This window comes from Pantoea sp. GL120224-02 (assembly GCF_900215395.1).
Lineage (GTDB): Bacteria > Pseudomonadota > Gammaproteobacteria > Enterobacterales > Enterobacteriaceae > Pantoea > Pantoea communis.
Genome location: NZ_OBEC01000018.1, coordinates 1 through 17,641, shown reverse-complemented (window position 1 = coordinate 17,641; position 17,641 = coordinate 1). Strand labels below are relative to the sequence as shown.

Genomic DNA, 17,641 nt, shown 5'->3' with positions numbered 1-17,641 from the left:
CAGAATTGCGTCCAACCCAACTGATCTTAACTCCTCTCTTCAAACGCTGACTTGACCGCCTCAACGATCTTATCCGCCCTTGCCGTATCCTCTAGCGGCGGGTACTCCTTTCTCAACTTCCCTGACACCTGCCAGCCATTCTCTTTCAATGATCGAATTATCCGATTCGCATCCTGATCCGGCATCTCCAGCACTTCCTTCAGCCTCTCCTGTGCCTTCTGGAATATCGTCAGCACTCTGGCTTCATCGGCCATTTCCACGCGCACGGTGTGCTCAATCACTTTAGCGGTATAAAGCACGTGAGAAGTTAAATCAGGGTAACGCCAGGCGTAACGCGCATCTTCATAATCAGTGAAATAGAAATTGCTCGGTGTACCGTCGCCATACGTCACAATCTCACCAAAATGGCATGAGGTGGCGTAGCGGCGCATCAGACGTTTCGAGAACACTTCCAGCGTGCGATCATAGCCAACACGGAAATCCAGCGAGCTGGTAATACTGGCAGAGACCGGCAGAATAACGCCTTCAGGAATGGCGCCGTCGCGAATTAACGAGTCATTAATCAGGAAGCGATGAATACGGCCATTGCCGTCGCGCATCGGATGAATATAGACAAAGCCGAAAGCAATCACGCCCGCTCTGGCCAGAGGCTCGGCGCCACGGGTGGCGATCTCAAACTCCTGCAATCCGCGCATAAACTGCGGCAAATCTTCAAACTGCGGTGCGACGTAGTGAACGATATCTTCGCGCATGGTCGCCTGTCCGACAAACACCGGCGAGCGACGCAGCCCCAGTCCCAACGCATCGTGACCGAGAATGCCTCTTTGCAGAATATGCAGGCTTTCATCACTGAGTGGATCGTCAATTTGGCCGCAATATTGTGCGATCACATGGGCGAAGCGCTGAATACGATCGGCCTGCTCCGCCTCTTTCTCAATCAAAAAGCTGGCGCGGGATTCTTTGAAGGTTAACCAACTGGCGGTTCGCAGCAGAACATCTGCGCCGAAAGTATCATCCAGTTCGTGTAGCGCGGCCGTGACATCGAAGGAAATGGCACTCTCAATCTCAGGCGTGCGGCGAATAACAGGACAAAAGTCTGGCGAGCCGGGTAAGTTATCATTGATACGCCAGCGTTTATTCTTGATTGCTAAAGTTCGCGTCAGATAGTCCTTCGCGGAGATCGCCGCAATATACCCGCCATTAGCGACATCGGGTACGTTGGTGAGCGTGTTGCCTGTTAGCCATTCATAGAGAAAGCCGGTACGGCGTGCATATTGGCCAAAAGGTTCTCGCAGGCACCAGCTTTCGATCGGTTTTGGTCCGGTGGCAGCGAAGAGCCGGGCAAAAAACTCCAGATGGAACTCTTCATATTTGAGGCCAAACGCAAAATGGCCTGAGAAGCTATCCTCAGGTTGATAGCTCGGAGGATAGCGCTTTTCGATGTGTCCCTGGTTCTCATGGGTGGCGCGAACCGTGCCAATAGCCGATTCCACGCGAAGTGGCTGAACCAGTTCAATGTGATAGCGCTTGCAGAGCGCCTTAAATCCCACCAGCATCGGCTGAATCCTTTAACATCCAGGTGAAAACGATAATTTATACGTATTATACCGCGAAAATAATAATTACGCGAGGCAACCCCTTTAATTCGAGACCAAAAACACTAATATAAACGCCATTTCTGATGAAAACGATAATGCCCACGCAAGAACAACAACACGACTGTCTCTAAATAAACTTTTGCTATAGTCATCACTTACGATGACAAGTTTGATTTTCGCGCTGATTCAGCGCTTTAAAAACAGGGAAGAGAGTGATGTTTCATCTGATATTCAGCATACCGAGTTGGTATGTTATTGCGCGATTCGTTTTTCCATTAGCCATGCCGTTAGTGTTGAAAGTCATCCTATCTTTGGTGGTTTTGCTGGCTTCTCAATATCTTTTAATTAGCCGATTTACGCCGGGCGGTATAATCTCACCTGAAATGCCGCGCGCCGTCACCATCCTGTTCAGCTGGGCCTTTGGCACGGTGTTACTCCTCGCGTTCACCCAAATACTATTTGATGTAGTAACAGTCATTTCCCTGCTGCTAAGACACCCGCTGCAGATGGCGCCTGGCGTACGTTATGTTGCTGCACTCTTTGCCATGGTGATGTCGGCGGTGGGCGTCAATCAGGCCATACGTGTGCCGCCCGTAAAAGAAGTGACGATCAAAATCGATAACCTGCCGCGCGAGTTCGAAGGCTACCAGCTGCTTCAGCTCACCGACCTGCATATCACCAAAGTGTTCAACGCCGCATGGACCGCAGCCATGGTGAAAAAGGCCATGACGCTGGATGCTGACCTGATCCTGGTAACGGGCGATGTTATAGATGGCACCCTGGAAAATCGCAGAAATGACGTGGAGCCGCTGCGAGGGTTACATGCGCCGGACGGCGTTTATGCCATCACTGGCAACCATGAGTATTTCTTTGAACAGCAACGCTGGACCGAACATCTTGCGACGTTAGGACTGCAACCTTTGCTCAACAGCCATACCCTCATTAAACGCGGCGGCGCGGAGCTAGCGATCGCCGGTCTGCCCGATGTTTCAGCCTCCCGCAGAGAAGCCACTGGCCCTAACCTTGAGCTGGCGCTGGAGGGTGTTCCTGCTGACGCTCCGGTAATCTTGATGGATCATCAACCGCGTAATGCGCGCCAGAACGCAACGCACAAAGTCGATTTGCAGCTATCTGGTCACACCCACGGCGGACTGATCGTCGGTTTTGACCGCTTGTTTGCAAAACCTAATGCGGGCTTTGTCTCAGGACTTTATGATGTGGATGGCATGCAACTCTATGTGAATAACGGCACTGCGCTCTGGCCAGGCATGGCAATACGATTGGGGCGTCCCTCGGAACTGACGCGGATTACGTTGCAGCGGAAAGAGTGAAGTCTTGAGTCATATCTTCTAAAAAAACGTTGAGAAGAATCTGCATAGCCATGAGCCTGTTATGTGAGGCTCATGGCTTGTATTGAGCCAACAAGGACTAAAAACGTTTAATCATATGGAAATCAAAAATTTCGTTGGAGCCATAACCATCGTCAAAATATGCTCAGTTAAGGCCGCACAAAGGTTCTGGCTTACAAGGATATTTATCCCCAAAAATTTCCTGCCTCGTTCTTTTGACGTTCCTATGTACGGCTAACTAACCCAAAGCGGCTTTGCAGCACAGCATCAATTTCCTCTTCCGCCAGCTGCTGCTTTTCCACGCCATTCGCCGTCACCGTTTTCAACATATCTCCCAGCAGGATCATCCGTCCCTCCGGACAATGCTGCACAATGAGTCGTTTCTGCACAAAAATCGCATCAGGATGCGTCGAGTTGAGATAATTCGCCGGGGCAAAATCAATCCACTCTTGCGGTGACAGGTCAAAGCCGTATTGGTTACACCACTCCCCTTCTACCTTGGCCTGCAGCAGATACTCGCCATGCGCGTCACAGGTGAGTTTGAACGTATCGAAATCCTGTTTAATATCGCTATTGAGCTGATCTAAAGCTATGGGTGCGCGGATGCCGTAGCGACCAAACCCGAGATCGCACAACCATTGACGTCCATCGACTTCCGCCACCAGCGCCATATGGGTTTTAGGACGGCGCACCGGGTAGAACATCGGCCTTGCTGCCACAAAACGGTAGGGAATACCTAACGCTTCCAGCGCCATGGCGAACAGCCCGTTGACCTCATAACAGTAGCCCCCTCGCCCCTGAAGCAGAATCTTGTCACTGATCTCTTCAGGCACCAGCGAGACAACTTTTCCTGCCTGAACGTCGAGATTCTCAAACGGCACGGAGAAAAGTTGATGACGCATAATGGCGTGCAGCGTGGCGGAATCGGCGGCTGCAGGGCCGGTGTAATTGATGCGGCGGAAATAGCGGGAAAGGTCGAAGTTATCGCAATGCATAGTGCCTCCTTGTCTGGTTCATGCCCGACACTATAGATGGCACTCATCATCGTCTGTATAGTCAGATTCAATGAAAATCAGACTGCACAGATCGACATGCCCGCCTCGTCATTATCGTCCCCACATTACCGCCGCATTGCTGAGAGTCTGCGACACACCCTCGCCTCCGGTGCGCTGCGACCCGGCGATCGTATGATCTCCGCACGCAAACTGGCCGAACGCGAACAGGTAAGTTTGCCCACCGCTCTGGAAGCGTTGCGTTGTCTGGAAGCGGAAGGATTATTATGGCGCGTCCGCGCTCGGGCTACTTCGTTATTCCTGCACCGGAAGCCGGTTTTTTGCTGTGGGTTGAACTTCCGCATCCGGTCAATGCGCTGGAAGTGCATCGTCGCGCGCTGGGGTTAGCCCTGGACCGCTGTTTTCACTGGGAGCGGAGTTACAGAGCTTCCTGCGGTTAAACTGTGCCAACGAACCGACGGCACAGCTGCTCAATGCCGTGGACCAGATAGGTGCGATTTGTTACGAATTGATGGCCTGAGTTTTATATGGCGCATTAGAAATAAATGCCGGGCCTTCTGGCCCGGTTCATATCAGAACTCGACGCGTGCCCAAAGTTAAAACCTCGTCCTTCCAGCATCGCCGGCGGGTTGTAGAACATTTTATAAATCGGGTCACTCCAGTAGAGCCGCCTGGCTAATTAAAACTAAACCAGCGTGCCCTTCACGCCATGCGGTTCAGAACGCAAATACTGTGATGGAACCTTGACCTGCGCATTCAGTGCGGCAGCAGCCTGCCATGGCCAGTGCGGGTTGTAGAGCACGGCACGACCCAGCGCGACCAGATCCGCATCCCCCTGCTCCACCACCGCTTCCGCCTGCTGCGGCTCGGTAATTAAGCCCACGCCGATAACTGGAATCTTCACCTGTTGGCGGATATCGCGTGCAAACGGCAGCTGATAACCGGGCCCCACAGTGATGCTTTGCTGTGGTGATAGCCCACCGCTCGACACATGCACATAATCGCAGCCCTGCGCTTCAAGTTGCTGGCTAAACACAATGGATTGCTCAACATCCCAGCCACCCTCAACCCAATCGCTGGCGGAGAGTCGCACGCCAACCGGAATCGAAGCAGGCACGGCAGCACGTACCGCCGCAAACACCTCGAGTGGGAAACGTAAACGATTCTCCAGCGAACCACCGTATTGGTCCTGACGTTGGTTGCTCAGTGGCGACAGGAACTGGTGCAGCAGGTAACCGTGTGCCGCGTGGATTTCAATCAACTCAATACCCAGACGTACCGCACGCTGCGCGCTATCTACAAATGCCTGTTTGATGCGCACCAGCCCCGCTTCATCCAGTGCGGTCGGTGCATGATCCTGCTCTGCAAAGCTGAGCGCTGAAGGAGCCACCGTTTGCCAGCCACCTTCACTCTCCGGCAGTTGATGCCCTCCCTGCCATGGCGCACGGCATGAGGCTTTACGCCCGGCGTGGCCCAGCTGGATACCCAGACGGATGGGTGACCAGGCGCGAATGTCAGACAGCACGCTGTGTAACGCGGCTTCTGTTTTGTCATCCCACAGCCCGAGATCTCCCGGCGAGATACGACCTTGCGCTTCAACGGCGGTGGCTTCCAGAATCAGCAATCCTGCGCCAGAAAGCGCCAGTGAACCTAAATGGATGCGGTGCCAACTGCTGGCGCATCCTGCATCGGCGGAGTATTGGCACATCGGGGCGATCACGATGCGGTTCTCCAGCTCAAGCTCTCCAATCTTTGCGGCACTAAATAGTTGACTCATCTCTATCCCTTAACGTTGTTAGCAGCAGCGCTGCACAGGTTTGACTCAAGGTTAAACCGTTTTATTCGTTCAGTTATTAATGATTAATGCCAGTAGCGCGAACCATCAGCGCGTCATACCTGAATAACAACCCTGGCAACATGAAACGACCATCCTCACCAAATGATCTACTATTGTTTGACTCCTGATCTGCTCGAAGCACTCCTTACCGTCCCGCTCAAATGGCGTGCGATAGGCAATGTCAGTGGGACCAAAAAGAAATCTTAACCGTCACGATTGAACTCGACAGATACCTGGCCTTAAGCGGTTATGCACAATTCTGTCAGAAGAATCGTCAATCTCATTGCCCTGGTGTCCAACTCTATGTCAGCAGTCCAATTATTGGGAAAAGCCCCATTCAAACGATATGAAAGACTTCAAAGGAAACAAAAAATCCCTGCCCGTCCGCTATTGCAAGCAGTGCCATAAGCCGATGACCTGGCGTAAAAAGTGGGAAAATTGCTGGGATGAAGTGCAGTATTGCTCGGAACGCTGCCGCCGTGCAGCCAAAAGCCACAGGGTCGGCAGCGGGTCATAATACGATTTCAACCACTACGCTGAAGCCACCGTTTCAGTCGTGCTCTCGCCAAAGTGTTCACGCATGTGTGATTCGATCTCTTCCAGCGATTTGCCGCGGGTTTCCGGCAACATCACCGCGACAAACACCAGGGAAGCCACGTTGATCGCAGCGAAGATAAAGAACGCATTATTTCCCACCAGCGACAGCAGTGGTGGGAAAGCTAACGCAACGATGGCGTTACATATCCACTGAAAAGCCACCGCTGAACCGGTCAGTACGCCACGTACTTTCATCGGAAACAGCTCAGACATCAGCAGCCAATACACGGGCGAAATGCACATCTGCATAAAGAAGAGAAACACCAGGATGCAGGCCAGCGCCAGCAGGCTTTGTACTAAACTGTGCGGCATCAGTATTAGCACCGCCCCCAGCGCCAGCTGCATGGCGATCACCACCGATAACCCGGTGATCAGCATTGGGCGGCGACCAAAATGGCTGATGGCTTTGATGCCGGCAAAAGTCGCGAGCACTGATACCACGCCGTTGCCTATCGTGGCGGCGATCGACGCGCTGGTTCCCAGACCGGTACTTTTCAGAATGATGGGCGTGTAATACATAAAGGCATTCACACCGGTGAACTGCGCCACGATCCCCATACCGCAGCCCAGCAGCAGCAATCGTACTACCCATTTTTCCTTCAGCAGCTCACGAGCGGGCGGCCCTTGACGGGCTTCTCGCGCGTTCTGGCGCATCTCTGCCATCTCTTTTTTGATTTCGCGCGGATTCTCACGCAATTTACGCAGAATACGTAACGCCTCGTTTATGCGCCCTTCGGCCACCATCCAGTGCGGTGAGGCCGGGACAAAAAAGGTGCCAATAAACAGCAGCACGCCCGGAATCATCGCCAGCGACAGCATATAGCGCCACATACTCGGATCATGCAGTAACAGACTCATGGCCGCACTGACGATGTAAGCCAGCAACTGGCCTGACACAATCATTAGCTCGTTGCGGCTGACCAAGGGTGCGCGACGTTTCGGCCCCGCAATCTCAGCGATGAACACCGGCACAGTGGAAGATCCCCCACCCACGGCGAATCCGAGGATAAATCGCATCACCACCATAATTTCAAGATTCGGCGCGATGGTAGTGCCTAACGCGCCAGCAACAAATAACACGGCCAGGCTGCGCAGCGTGATTCGGCGGCCAAAGCGATCTGAGACAAACCCGCTAACGAAGGCTCCGAATGCTGAACCGAATGTGAGCGCAGAAGTGACCAGCCCTTCAGTAAAGGGGGTGAGGTCAAGTCCGCCTTGCGAGGTCGGCAGTGTCATGTAGGGCAGCGCCCCGGAAATGATGCCCGTGTCATAACCGAACGCCAGCGCGCCCATGGTGGCCACCAACACCACAAAGAACAGACGTTGCTGCACGGTTAAATTGAGCGAGCCGCCATCATCCGATGGGGCCGGAGAAGAGTTTTGCATTTGATCTTCCATGGGTTGCTAAAAACACAGCCAAAACTGTGTAAAGAAAGGTAGGAGTATAGTCAGGATTTGAAGAATGAGATCTGGGTCACGGTAATTCGTTGGGCCTGAGAGGTTCGTGCAGCAGTCTTATGATTGTCGAATTCATATCGTAGGTCTGCCTTCACAGGCATCCTCATTAATTGCAAAGTATTATTTTCGGTGCACAAGGAGTAAAACGGGGCTGTTATTACGCTGGAATAAAACGATACAGGACCGTTAAGGGTTAACCCAGGAGAATGAAGTCAGACTTCCCGTTGCGGAATAAATCAGTCGTGCCCTGCGGTTGTCATTGCGCTGAAGTTGAAACCAGTCGAGCGACTCAGCCTGAAAAACCAGCACACCAAAATGGCGCTGACCGCCTTCTCCGCTCTCCTCGCTTTCAGCATCCCGGTTTTGATCGTGCGGAAACAACAATTCTTCTCCCGGCGGCCCGCCTGAATAACTCCTGCGCGTCCAGACTGACAGCCCTTGCCACGTTTGCCCGGCGAGAGCGCTTGCCGGATCATGTCGTTTAAAATACCCCTGCAAGCGTAATTGCAGGCGCGATTGCGAGCAAAAACCCAATACCATTGCGGCGGGGTTGATGGCTAACTCCTGCCATTTTGCACTGCGGATATCGGTGTGAAACTCCAAAAGCCGCTGGGCACTGTCCGTTCGTCTTAACACCATCATGCGAGCCTGTGGCTTTGATTCAGTGTCGATAGTGCAAACGTTCAGATAACGAAACCCGGCGTGAGGGTCGTTTGCTGCAGCATCCAGTTCCTGCCAAACCATGGCATCAATATGTTCAGATTCTGGTGTCAAAACTTACGCCCTCAATTTAACGAATGACGTTAAGTATAGAGACTTGTGATTATTCATTGAGGTGTTGCGGGATTAACTTTACCTGAAGGGTGTGACGCTGGAACCTCCGCACACCAGGCGTGAAGGTTCCAGCAATCAGATTATGACAGGGCCTTTCTCCGTGGAGAATTCAGCCAAATCAGAATCGGTAGTTCGCGGAGATAGAAACCTTACGCGGTTCGCCGTACACCGTGTTTCTGCCGACATCGATGTTATACGTCTTGTCGAACAGGTTGTTCAGGTTGGCCTGCACGGAGAGTTGTTTGGTGACCTGATAGCGACCGAACAGATCCACCAGCGCATAGCTGCCTTGCTCTGCATACAGCGTTGAAGTGCCGCCAGGGCCCGCTACGTTATCCCAGGTGTGCGTCTGCCAGTTCACGCCGCCACCCACGGTCAGATCCTGCAGCATCGGCAGGCGATAGCTGGTGAACAGTTTCAGTGAAGTACGCGGCTGCGTTGGGTTCAGCGCGGCATCTTCGCCATCTTTCGCCACATAGCGCGTTGCACCCAAGGTCATCTGCAGGTTATCGGTCACCGCACCGTTGATTTCGAATTCAACACCTTTACTCACGGTGCCATTCTGCTCGTAGTAAGCGTAATCGGTACTGCCTGGCACCAGCGCATAATCCGTCGCGCCCAGGTGATCCTGTTCGATACGGAACACCGCCAGCGATGCGGTGATGCGGCTGTTCATCCAGTCGCCTTTGATCCCGGTTTCATAGCTTTTACCGGTGACAAGAGAGAGATAAGCACCCTGCGCATTACGATAGGTCTGCGGTTTGAAAATCGAGGTATAGCTGGCGTAGGCGGAATAGGTATCGTTGATGTCATACACCAGGCCTGCATACGGCGTGATGTTGTTCTTCTCCATATTCTGCGTCAGCGTGTTGGCGTTGTATTGCGTGTAACGCGCGCCAAGGATCAGATGTAGTGGATCGGCCAGTGAAATGCGCGTCGCTAAGTAAGCGGATTTCTGACGGATCACATTATCCTGCGACAGTGCCTGATCGTCCCAATCCGGTTCTGGATAGTTGCCCCAGTCGTTAAAGTCGCCAACGTCTGCCGAGGTGAAGCTGGTGGAGGCACTGACGTAGCGGTCGTGCTGACGAATATAGGTGACACCCGCCATTAATTCATGCTGGCGGCCAAAGAGTTCATACGGACCGGTGACATAGGCGTCTGCGGTATCTTCTTTGCGTTTTGCGGTGTTATAACCGGTGCCGCCTAACAAGTCATAGCCCTCATAAGGGCCGATACCGATACCGGTCGATTTAGCAAAGTAACCGTCAATATACAGCAACTTACTGTCCATGGTGGCTTCAGTATGCGAGCCGCTCAGGTTCAGCTCCCAGCCGTTATTAAACGTTTGCTTCAGGCTGGCGAACACCTTTTTGGAATCGCTGTTGTTGTAGGCCCAATCTGGTGTGAGGTTGGTACTGCGGGGGTATATCGGAACGCGTATGGTTGTAGTTGAATATGGTGTTGTTAGCGACCGCGAAGGCGGGTTCATCTCGCTATGATTGTGCGGGCGGGATAACTTAGCGATGAAGTTAACGTTAGTGAACAGGCTGATAACCTACATTAAGATGATTGGCTAACTTGACGAGCCGTTTGTCGAGCGTCCAGAGCGTTGCTCCGGGGGTAATGAGAGCAGATGCAAGCAAGGTGATATCCACCAGGCCACAGCCGTGTCCGTACAGCATTTTATTTTCAATAAAGGCCATTACCTCACTCATGCTGGCTTGGTGGCATTGCGGTAACAGATTCAGGTCACGGAGTGTGCGCACGCGGGGCGCTGGCGGAGTGCCGCAGGCAAGTTCTCCAATCACCATTGGATGAATCAATACCAGGTCCCCGCTCAGTAACCGCACTAACTCTTCATTTCTTTTTTTGAAATGATCTACCCAGACAGATGTATCAACCAGAATGGACATTATGCAGACGGTTCCTCGCGACGGCGGGGAATGCTTTCCATTTCAGGCGCGGCGCCACCCAATGAAGCAAGGCGCTTTGCCGCTTGTACCCGAACAAACGTTTTCATCGCTTCACGGAAAATATCAGCCTTGTCCATATCTGGATCAGCCATATCCAGAGCCTGAGCATACAGCACATCATCAATCGTCACTGTAGTACGCATCTCGCCACCTCATATGATTCACAAACTGATGTCATCATGCATCAAAATATGAATCAGGTCAATTTCTCACCGCGATGATGACTTGGGTAAGAAGCGAGCAACATCGATGGCAATGATGATCGTAGCTAAGCGTGCATGCATTTCACCAAATTTCATCCTTCATTGCCCTGGATAAAATCTTGCGAAGACGATCAGGACATCAATCGCGCTGCTATCGGAGATGTGAGATTCCATTGCGGCACGATTGATTCCATGTATGACAGGCTTGCCAGAGGCTTCTAATCCGCTGGCAGGCTTCTACCAGCGTATAAAAGCTTGTCCGTAAAGCCCCGCCCGGCTAACTCCGTTGATAAAACGCACCAGCTTCCGCTTCACTCAGCGCGAGTTTCTGCACCGTACCGGTCTCTGATGAGCGCACTGCCGCTTCAATCACCGCCATGACGGCAATCGCCTGAGCGGGAGAAACTGGATTAGCCTGCTTGCCCGCCAGCGCATCACGCACCTGGATGTAGTACTGACGCTGGTCGCCTTTTGGCGTTTTGAGTGACGTGACCTGCAGATTACTGTCAAACACCATCAAATCATCCTGATCTTCGCCCCAGGTCGCGGAACCCGGTTCGATGCCAGCAATCAGTTGCGCTTCCTGCTGGTCGGCTTTGGGTTTAACCACGCTGCCTTTGTCCCCGTGAACGGTAAAGCGTGACACGCCACCCGCGGCGAGCATGCTGGCATGCAGGATCACTTTATGCTCAGGGTAGCTGAGCGTGACGTGTGCCCAGTCATTGCTTTTTCCGCCATGACGCAGGACGGCGATGTCACCAGAAACGGTTTCTGGCAGTCCGAACAGCTGCAGCGCCTGGTCGATGATATGAGGCCCAATGTCGAACCATAAACCGCTGCCAGGAATATCGTGTTCTCTCCAGCGGTCGCGCACTTCCGGGCGGAATCGGTCTATATGAGACTCGAAATGTTTGACATGGCCGATTGCGCCAGAATCGATGACCTTTTTCACCCCCAGGTAATCGGTATCCCAGCGGCGGTTCTGAAATACTGAGAGCAGTAATCTCTTCTCGCTGGCCAGTGCCGCCAGTTCTCTGGCCTCTGCCAAATCCAGCGTAAAGGGTTTATCCACCACCACATGCTTACCGGCATTCAGCGCCAGCTTAGCCAGCGGTGCATGAGTCGCATTGGGCGAGGCGATCACCACCAAATCAATATCAGCATGCTGGATGGCCGCTTCCGGGGAGTCGAGAACGATGACGTCAGGCAGGTCCTTTTTGACCTTCTCCTCACTGCCAGACGAAACAACATGCAGCTTCAAACCGGGAACGGATTGAATTAAAGGTGCATGAAATGTTTTACCGACAAATCCGTAGCCGATGAGGGCGACGCGAATCTCTTTCTGAATACTCATTTCTGACTCCTCTTGCCATTAAGAATGTGTGATGTTGACCTGTGTAGCGTCGGTGACGTCAAACTCGCTCCAGGGCGCATCAAGGAAAAGTTGATGGATATCGGTGAGCGGTGCGACCAGATAGGGTTCACAACGGTTGAGCTTCATATGATCGGCCACCACCCAGTGTTCGCTGCTTGCCGCCAGCATGGCGCGCTTCACCTCAGCGTCACCCTCCTGGCTGGCACTCAATCCAAACCGGGCATGCAGCGCACAAGCCCCCAGAATGGCGATGTCGGCACGATACTTTTCAAGCAGAGATAGCGTGGCGCTGCCGGAAAAAAGCCGTTGTTGCTTGTCCCATTTGCCGCCCAGAAGAATGAGTTCGACATCCGGCTTATCACTGAGGTGATGGGCAATATCCAGTGACGTAGTGATGACCGTTGCTGGGCCTTTTAGCAACGTGGCGACCGCCAGCACTGTGCTGCCCGCATCCAGAAACAGCGTGGCACCTGCCGGTATTTTTTCCGCTACCTGCCTGCCAAGTTCAATTTTGACATCGGGAATCAGTGCGCTGCGCTGGTGGCGATTCATCACTGACAGATCCAGTGCCACGGCTCCACCATGGTTTTTCTGCGCCAGACCCTGTTTTTCCAGATCGGCCAGGTCGCGACGCACGGTATCCGCAGAAACCTGTAACTTTTCAACAAGCTGCCCAATTCCCACCTGCCCTTGTTCAAGCAGCAATTCCATCAATAATTTTTGTCTGGCTGTTTTATGCATGTCGGTCTCAAAGCCGCAAAATATTGCAATATGCAGCAGAATACAGCATGATGGGTGCGGTGAATACCGCTTTCTTTGAGTGGATACAAGCAATGCATTACCTGAACTGAAGAACGGTGCCGAGATATAGCACCCGACAGGGGGATGTTAGGATGCTGTAATGTCTTCCACTGCCGTGAGAAATGATTAAAAACAATTAGCCGTGTTACGAGTGACATAATCCGGCTATCGATATTGTGCAGACAAGCGAGTGTATTTTCGCTTTTCTCAACTAAAGCAGAATGACCTGCTTACCACTGAAATTGCGATGCTGCAGAGCCAGCAGTTGCGCCGGTAGCTGTTCGCATGCGAAGTGCAGTAACGACTCGCTTTGCAATGTGCCCTGCGCAATCTGCCTCAGCATCTGTTCTCCCTGCCGCGTGAGTCTTTGCCATTGCTGTGCATTACCATGCTGGTGCAGCGCGCCGAGCGCCACTTCATGCAACGAGAACGCACGACCAAACGCCGGATTCGGTCACTCTTGCACCCGTCTCTGAATGCATACCAGATGCCCATTCGCCATCATTACCGTTTTACGGGTGCCAAAAGCTGGGAGACCGAAGCCTTCCCGGATAAACACAACTCCCCGTTCCGCGCCTATGACAGCTCACACACTATCGGTGGTGCTGTCATGGGGCTCGACCCAAATACGTCGGTGCTTAACCGCTAACAGCAACACTGGGACGCGCACAACCTGTTTGTACTGGGTGCATCGTCGTATCCCAACAACGGCGGCTATAACGCCACTATCACCTTGAGTGCGTTAACGCTGTGGACCGCGCACGCCATCGTCAATGACTACCTGAAAAATCCAGGTTCACTGGTACGCTAAGGAGAAAATCATGGCAAAAACATTACGTCGTGCCGGATTAACGCTTGGCGCTATCGTAGTTCTGGGCGCTATCGGCTATACCGCGCTGGTGCAGTATGGACTGCATAAATCGTATCCGCAGGCATTGCAGCCAGAGAGTGGCGCGGCTTTACAGGATCAAATTAAACGCGGGGAATATGTTGCACGCTTATCCGACTGCACAGCATGCCATACTGCACAAGGTGGTCAGGCTTTTGCCGGAGGCTATCGACTTGAAACACTGTTTGGTGCCATTCTTTCATCTAACATCACTTTGGATAAAGAAACCGGTATCGGCAACTGGACGCAGGAACAGTTTGATCGGGCGGTTCGTCATGGGGTGGGGTCGCATGGATATCTGTACGCCGCGATGCCTTACAACGCCTATGCGAAATTAACCGATCGCGATCTGACAGACCTGTGGGCTTACATCCGCACGATTCCGGCAGTGAAGAACGAGGTGGTCAAGAACCAACTGCCCTTCCCATTCAACCAACGCTGGACGCTGGCGGGTTGGAATCTGATGTTATTTGATGATGCCGTGTTTAAACCTACACTTAATAAAAGTGCGGAAATTAATCGGGGTGCCTATCTGGTTGATGGCCCGGGACACTGTGCCGCTTGCCATACGTCTAAGAATCTGCTCGGCGGCGATAGCAACAGTTACTTGCAAGGCGGCACGCTGGAAGGCTGGCATGCGCCTGATCTGACGCCCAATCCGCATGTCGGCCTGGGCAGCTGAAATCAAGGTGATATCGTCAGCTATCTGAAATCCGGTACGAACCGTTTCACCGCTTCATCCGGTCCAATGACGGAAGCGGTTGAAAACTCCACTCAGTACATGACCGATGATGATCTCCGAGCGATTGCCAGTTATCTGCAATCCTTGCCAGCATCATCAGGTGTGCAACCCGCTCCTGTTGCAGCATCTGATACTGCAATGATCGTCGGCAAAAAGGTATATGAATCGCAGTGCAATGCCTGCCACGTTTCCAATGGCTCAGGCATCCGAAAAATGATTCCGACACTGGCGAATAATCCGCAGATGAATTCTGCTGATCCCTCCAGCCTGCTGAATGTTGTGCTTAAAGGGAGTCAGGGACCGCTGACCCATACCAATCCAACGGCCGCCGGGATGCCGGACTTTGCCTGGAAGTTGTCAGACAGCAATATTCCCGATGTGATGACTTACACCCGCAATAGCTGGGGCAATGCTGCCGCGCCAGTCACCAGTGATATGGTGGCGAAGGCACGAGCGGATTTGCAGTCTAAATCATGGGCAGGAGGAAGTCAGTCGCAGTAATACCAACGCCTTGCCATGTTGTGGCAAGGCGTTTTTTTTGGAATATGGTCTATAAATCGCTGGGTGATAATGATCATCATCTCAATAACAGGGCTCGCTGTATTCCAGTGCGACTGACATAAGCTGAAAGACGCTCCGCATGTCTTTCAGTGACCACCAGGCCGATATAGCCATCCGGTCGAATCAGGTAAGCGGTGTCCTGTTTAAATCCTTTTTTCTCAAATACATCCTGCCAGGGGAAGACATGCCATTCCACGCCATGGCGATCGCACCAGTTCCTGACTTCTTCAGTGGCTGTACCGTAGATGTGTAATTGCCAGACTATCTTTCTCAGTAATGCATAATTGTCTGTCTCACCCATAGCGATATACGGTAAGCGATCGCCCGCACTTATCTCTCCCGCTTTTCCCTCACTTAAAGGACTGTCCGGATAGCTCATCGTCGTTTGTGAGATGACGCGGAAAAGGTATTCTCGTACGCGTCCATATTGATAGGCCTGACTGGCGATCGCTGGTGCAATGTGCGTACGCACAAAATCTGCGAACCCGCCAGCGGTAGTGATGAAGGTGAAGACCCGGTCTGTGGTCTTTACCAGTTGGTGAGCGAAGCCCTTGCGCTCCGCCTCATAACTATCAAGCAAGATTTCAGGGGCCTGCTCCTTGATCACCGCAGCCAATTTCCACGCAAGGTTTATCGCATCGGCAATGCCGGTATTCATCCCCTGCCCTCCCGCCGGGCTATGGACGTGTGCTGCATCCCCCAGCAGAAATGCACGACCATGTCGAAAATGATTGGTTACCCTGTGATGGACACGGTAGGTAGAAAACCAGTTTACCTGTTTGATACTGAGCCCTAATCCGCTGATGGCCCTTTGGCTGACATCGTCAAAAGAGTGTTGCTGCTTATCCCCTTCCTCACTTTCAACAGTGCCGATCAAACGATATTGATGCTCCGGCCCATAGGGCATCACCAGGACAAAATCAGACTTGTCGAAGGCAATGTGTCCCTCATTCGCGGGTGTCACTCCACTGGCCAGTACATCTGCAACGTAAAAGAGATGGTTGTAAGTACCGCCTTCGAAGTCACTACCAATCTGATGGCGCACCGGGGAATGCGCACCATCACAGCCTGCAAGATAGGTGGCAGTGCAGGTTTCTGTTTGCCCTGTAGGTGTTTTGATCGTGGCAACAATCTGTTCGCCTTCTTCCCTGAACGACATGAATTCTGTTTGTCGTTCGACGACAACACCTGCAGTTTCCAGACGGGTGACCAGCAGTTTTTCATGTCTGTCCTGGGGTAAGACAAGCACGAACGGATACGGAGAAATGTCCTTTCCGGCATTCTCCAGGGGAATGCGCGCCCTCGTTTTTCCCTTCGCCCACATATTCATTGCTGGCATTTTGTAGCCTGCTTCGATGGTCTCTTCAGCCATATCCAACTGTCGATAAAGTTCCAGCGTGCGTGCCTGAACGGCCATTGCTCGTGATGTCTCACCCGGTCCCTGACTCTTATCGATGATTCGAACTGACACGCCTTGTCGGGTGAGCCAGAGTGCCAGCACCAAACCAGTGGGCCCTGCTCCAACGATGAGTACGTCGATATTGTTCATAGGACTATCCGACTGTGGGGTGAGTTAAAAAGGAACGTCATGGTGAACGCGTAAGGTTAGTGTGATTTACACAGCTCAATGCAAAGTATAATTGTGCTTGATTGAACTAGGCGTGCTTTTGCTCACTGTCTTCCGCACGCACTGAGTAAAGCATTCTTACCGGCAGTAGAGGGGCGCCCTGCCCTTCCGGGCTCGCTGTTATGAGTGTTAATGCTTTAAACTTGAAATGACATTGTCACCTTTCAAGTGGATTTTTCACCGTCCTGAAAACGCTATAAGGTAGTGTATTAAAAGAAATTTTCTGAAATTTTCAGGCTGAAAATCACCATGAATTCTTGATTGGTGGTGAAGGCAGTGATAGTGATGGCGCTTAGGATGGTCTGGACGCTATTTTTTATATGCCCAAGTGAGTTATGACGATGGTATTTCTGCATAACGCATTTCGTGTCGTTCATCTCATTGAAGCTGATCCTGGTAGAACTCCAGGATAACGAATACACTTAAGCGACAGTAGGTAATTCGTTATCCTCCAATTTCCGCGCAATGCGGCTTTTATGCTAAAACCAGCATTTAAGCCTTCTCCAGATTTCTCCTCGCTTATATCACCAGTAGGTGTGATTAATGGCATCTGATAATTACATGTAAGGGTCAGTTGCACATTGGTTCGATGACTGGCACGTAATGCTGCAATGAAAGTGTGTCAAATAGGAAAATTTTGTCGAATTGTCAGGGGTGTTGAAAACGGATGACTTTGTCAAAAGTAAGACGCTGGACGCTGGACGCTGGACGCTGGACGCTGGACGCTGGACGCTGGACGCTGGACGCTGGACGCTGGACGCTGGACGCTGGACGCTGGACG

General features: G+C 52.3%; 16 protein-coding genes and 2 pseudogenes. 6 read left to right on the top strand and 12 right to left on the bottom strand.

What is annotated here, in order from left to right; genetic code table 11:
• Positions 1 to 26 precede the first annotated feature (26 nt).
• Entirely contained in the window at positions 27 to 1,556 is a 1,530-nt protein-coding gene (locus tag CRO33_RS23240) for a Fic family protein (RefSeq protein ID WP_097119725.1), read from the bottom strand.
• Positions 1,557 to 1,813: 257 nt separating this feature from the next.
• Between CRO33_RS23240 and CRO33_RS23235 the strand changes: the two genes are divergently transcribed.
• Positions 1,814 to 2,929 (top strand): metallophosphoesterase, encoded by a 1,116-nt coding sequence (locus tag CRO33_RS23235; protein WP_097119724.1) that lies wholly within the window; start codon positions 1,814 to 1,816, stop codon positions 2,927 to 2,929.
• 242 nt (positions 2,930 to 3,171) lie between these two features.
• Here CRO33_RS23235 and CRO33_RS23230 read toward each other — a convergent pair whose 3' ends face one another.
• Positions 3,172 to 3,942 carry an arylamine N-acetyltransferase family protein gene (locus CRO33_RS23230; RefSeq protein ID WP_097119723.1) on the bottom strand — a complete coding sequence of 257 codons (771 nt, stop codon included), beginning with the start codon at positions 3,940 to 3,942 and terminating at the stop codon, positions 3,172 to 3,174.
• Positions 3,943 to 4,038: 96 nt separating this feature from the next.
• Between CRO33_RS23230 and CRO33_RS24900 the strand changes: the two are divergent.
• Positions 4,039 to 4,256: pseudogene (locus tag CRO33_RS24900) on the top strand (winged helix-turn-helix domain-containing protein); the annotation flags it as partial.
• A 389-nt stretch (positions 4,257 to 4,645) separates the two neighbouring features.
• On the opposite strand, the gene CRO33_RS23215 reads toward CRO33_RS24900, so the two are convergent.
• Complete coding sequence (locus tag CRO33_RS23215) at positions 4,646 to 5,737, bottom strand: NADH:flavin oxidoreductase/NADH oxidase (protein ID WP_097119722.1); 1,092 nt, start codon at positions 5,735 to 5,737, stop codon at positions 4,646 to 4,648.
• Between the two features lie 406 nt (positions 5,738 to 6,143).
• Here CRO33_RS23215 and CRO33_RS23210 point away from each other — a divergent pair, with 406 nt between their 5' ends.
• Positions 6,144 to 6,314, top strand: a complete 171-nt coding sequence (locus CRO33_RS23210) for a DUF2256 domain-containing protein (protein WP_097119721.1) — start codon at positions 6,144 to 6,146, stop codon at positions 6,312 to 6,314.
• Between the two features lie 14 nt (positions 6,315 to 6,328).
• Here CRO33_RS23210 and CRO33_RS23205 read toward each other — a convergent pair whose 3' ends face one another.
• The 8 genes from CRO33_RS23205 to CRO33_RS24890 all read right to left on the bottom strand — a co-directional run bounded on the left by CRO33_RS23205 (position 6,329) and on the right by CRO33_RS24890 (position 13,384).
• On the bottom strand, positions 6,329 to 7,780 hold the full coding sequence (locus tag CRO33_RS23205) for a sugar porter family MFS transporter (protein WP_097119720.1): 1,452 nt from the start codon (positions 7,778 to 7,780) through the stop codon (positions 6,329 to 6,331).
• Between the two features lie 258 nt (positions 7,781 to 8,038).
• Positions 8,039 to 8,626: a pyridoxamine 5'-phosphate oxidase family protein gene (locus CRO33_RS23200; RefSeq protein WP_255253308.1), complete on the bottom strand. Its 588-nt coding sequence runs from the start codon at positions 8,624 to 8,626 to the stop codon at positions 8,039 to 8,041.
• 178 nt (positions 8,627 to 8,804) lie between these two features.
• The gene (locus tag CRO33_RS23195) at positions 8,805 to 10,178 is read right to left on the bottom strand and encodes a TonB-dependent siderophore receptor (RefSeq protein ID WP_217992817.1); all 1,374 of its coding nucleotides are present in this window, start codon (positions 10,176 to 10,178) and stop codon (positions 8,805 to 8,807) included.
• Between the two features lie 46 nt (positions 10,179 to 10,224).
• The gene (locus CRO33_RS23190) at positions 10,225 to 10,602 is read right to left on the bottom strand and encodes a type II toxin-antitoxin system VapC family toxin (RefSeq protein WP_097119718.1); all 378 of its coding nucleotides are present in this window, start codon (positions 10,600 to 10,602) and stop codon (positions 10,225 to 10,227) included.
• Positions 10,602 to 10,805 carry a type II toxin-antitoxin system VapB family antitoxin gene (locus tag CRO33_RS23185; protein WP_034830833.1) on the bottom strand — a complete coding sequence of 68 codons (204 nt, stop codon included), beginning with the start codon at positions 10,803 to 10,805 and terminating at the stop codon, positions 10,602 to 10,604. Before CRO33_RS23185 ends, CRO33_RS23190 begins: the two co-directional genes overlap by 1 nt.
• A gap of 337 nt (positions 10,806 to 11,142) precedes the next feature.
• On the bottom strand, positions 11,143 to 12,219 hold the full coding sequence (locus CRO33_RS23180) for an oxidoreductase (protein WP_097119717.1): 1,077 nt from the start codon (positions 12,217 to 12,219) through the stop codon (positions 11,143 to 11,145).
• Positions 12,220 to 12,237: 18 nt separating this feature from the next.
• Positions 12,238 to 12,981, bottom strand: a complete 744-nt coding sequence (locus CRO33_RS23175) for a DeoR/GlpR family DNA-binding transcription regulator (protein ID WP_097119716.1) — start codon at positions 12,979 to 12,981, stop codon at positions 12,238 to 12,240.
• 271 nt (positions 12,982 to 13,252) lie between these two features.
• Complete coding sequence (locus CRO33_RS24890; RefSeq protein WP_255253307.1) at positions 13,253 to 13,384, bottom strand: hypothetical protein; 132 nt, start codon at positions 13,382 to 13,384, stop codon at positions 13,253 to 13,255.
• A gap of 240 nt (positions 13,385 to 13,624) precedes the next feature.
• Here CRO33_RS24890 and CRO33_RS23165 point away from each other — a divergent pair.
• From CRO33_RS23165 to CRO33_RS24880, 3 genes and pseudogenes are all read left to right on the top strand, one after another.
• Positions 13,625 to 13,852, top strand: a pseudogene (locus CRO33_RS23165) (GMC oxidoreductase); the annotation flags it as partial.
• Positions 13,853 to 13,862: 10 nt separating this feature from the next.
• Positions 13,863 to 14,612 carry a c-type cytochrome gene (locus CRO33_RS24885; RefSeq protein ID WP_255253306.1) on the top strand — a complete coding sequence of 250 codons (750 nt, stop codon included), beginning with the start codon at positions 13,863 to 13,865 and terminating at the stop codon, positions 14,610 to 14,612.
• A gap of 66 nt (positions 14,613 to 14,678) precedes the next feature.
• On the top strand, positions 14,679 to 15,173 hold the full coding sequence (locus CRO33_RS24880; RefSeq protein ID WP_255253305.1) for a c-type cytochrome: 495 nt from the start codon (positions 14,679 to 14,681) through the stop codon (positions 15,171 to 15,173).
• Positions 15,174 to 15,249: 76 nt separating this feature from the next.
• Here CRO33_RS24880 and CRO33_RS23155 read toward each other — a convergent pair whose 3' ends face one another.
• Positions 15,250 to 16,782 (bottom strand): FAD-dependent oxidoreductase, encoded by a 1,533-nt coding sequence (locus tag CRO33_RS23155; RefSeq protein ID WP_097119715.1) that lies wholly within the window; start codon positions 16,780 to 16,782, stop codon positions 15,250 to 15,252.
• Positions 16,783 to 17,641: the final 859 nt, after the last annotated feature.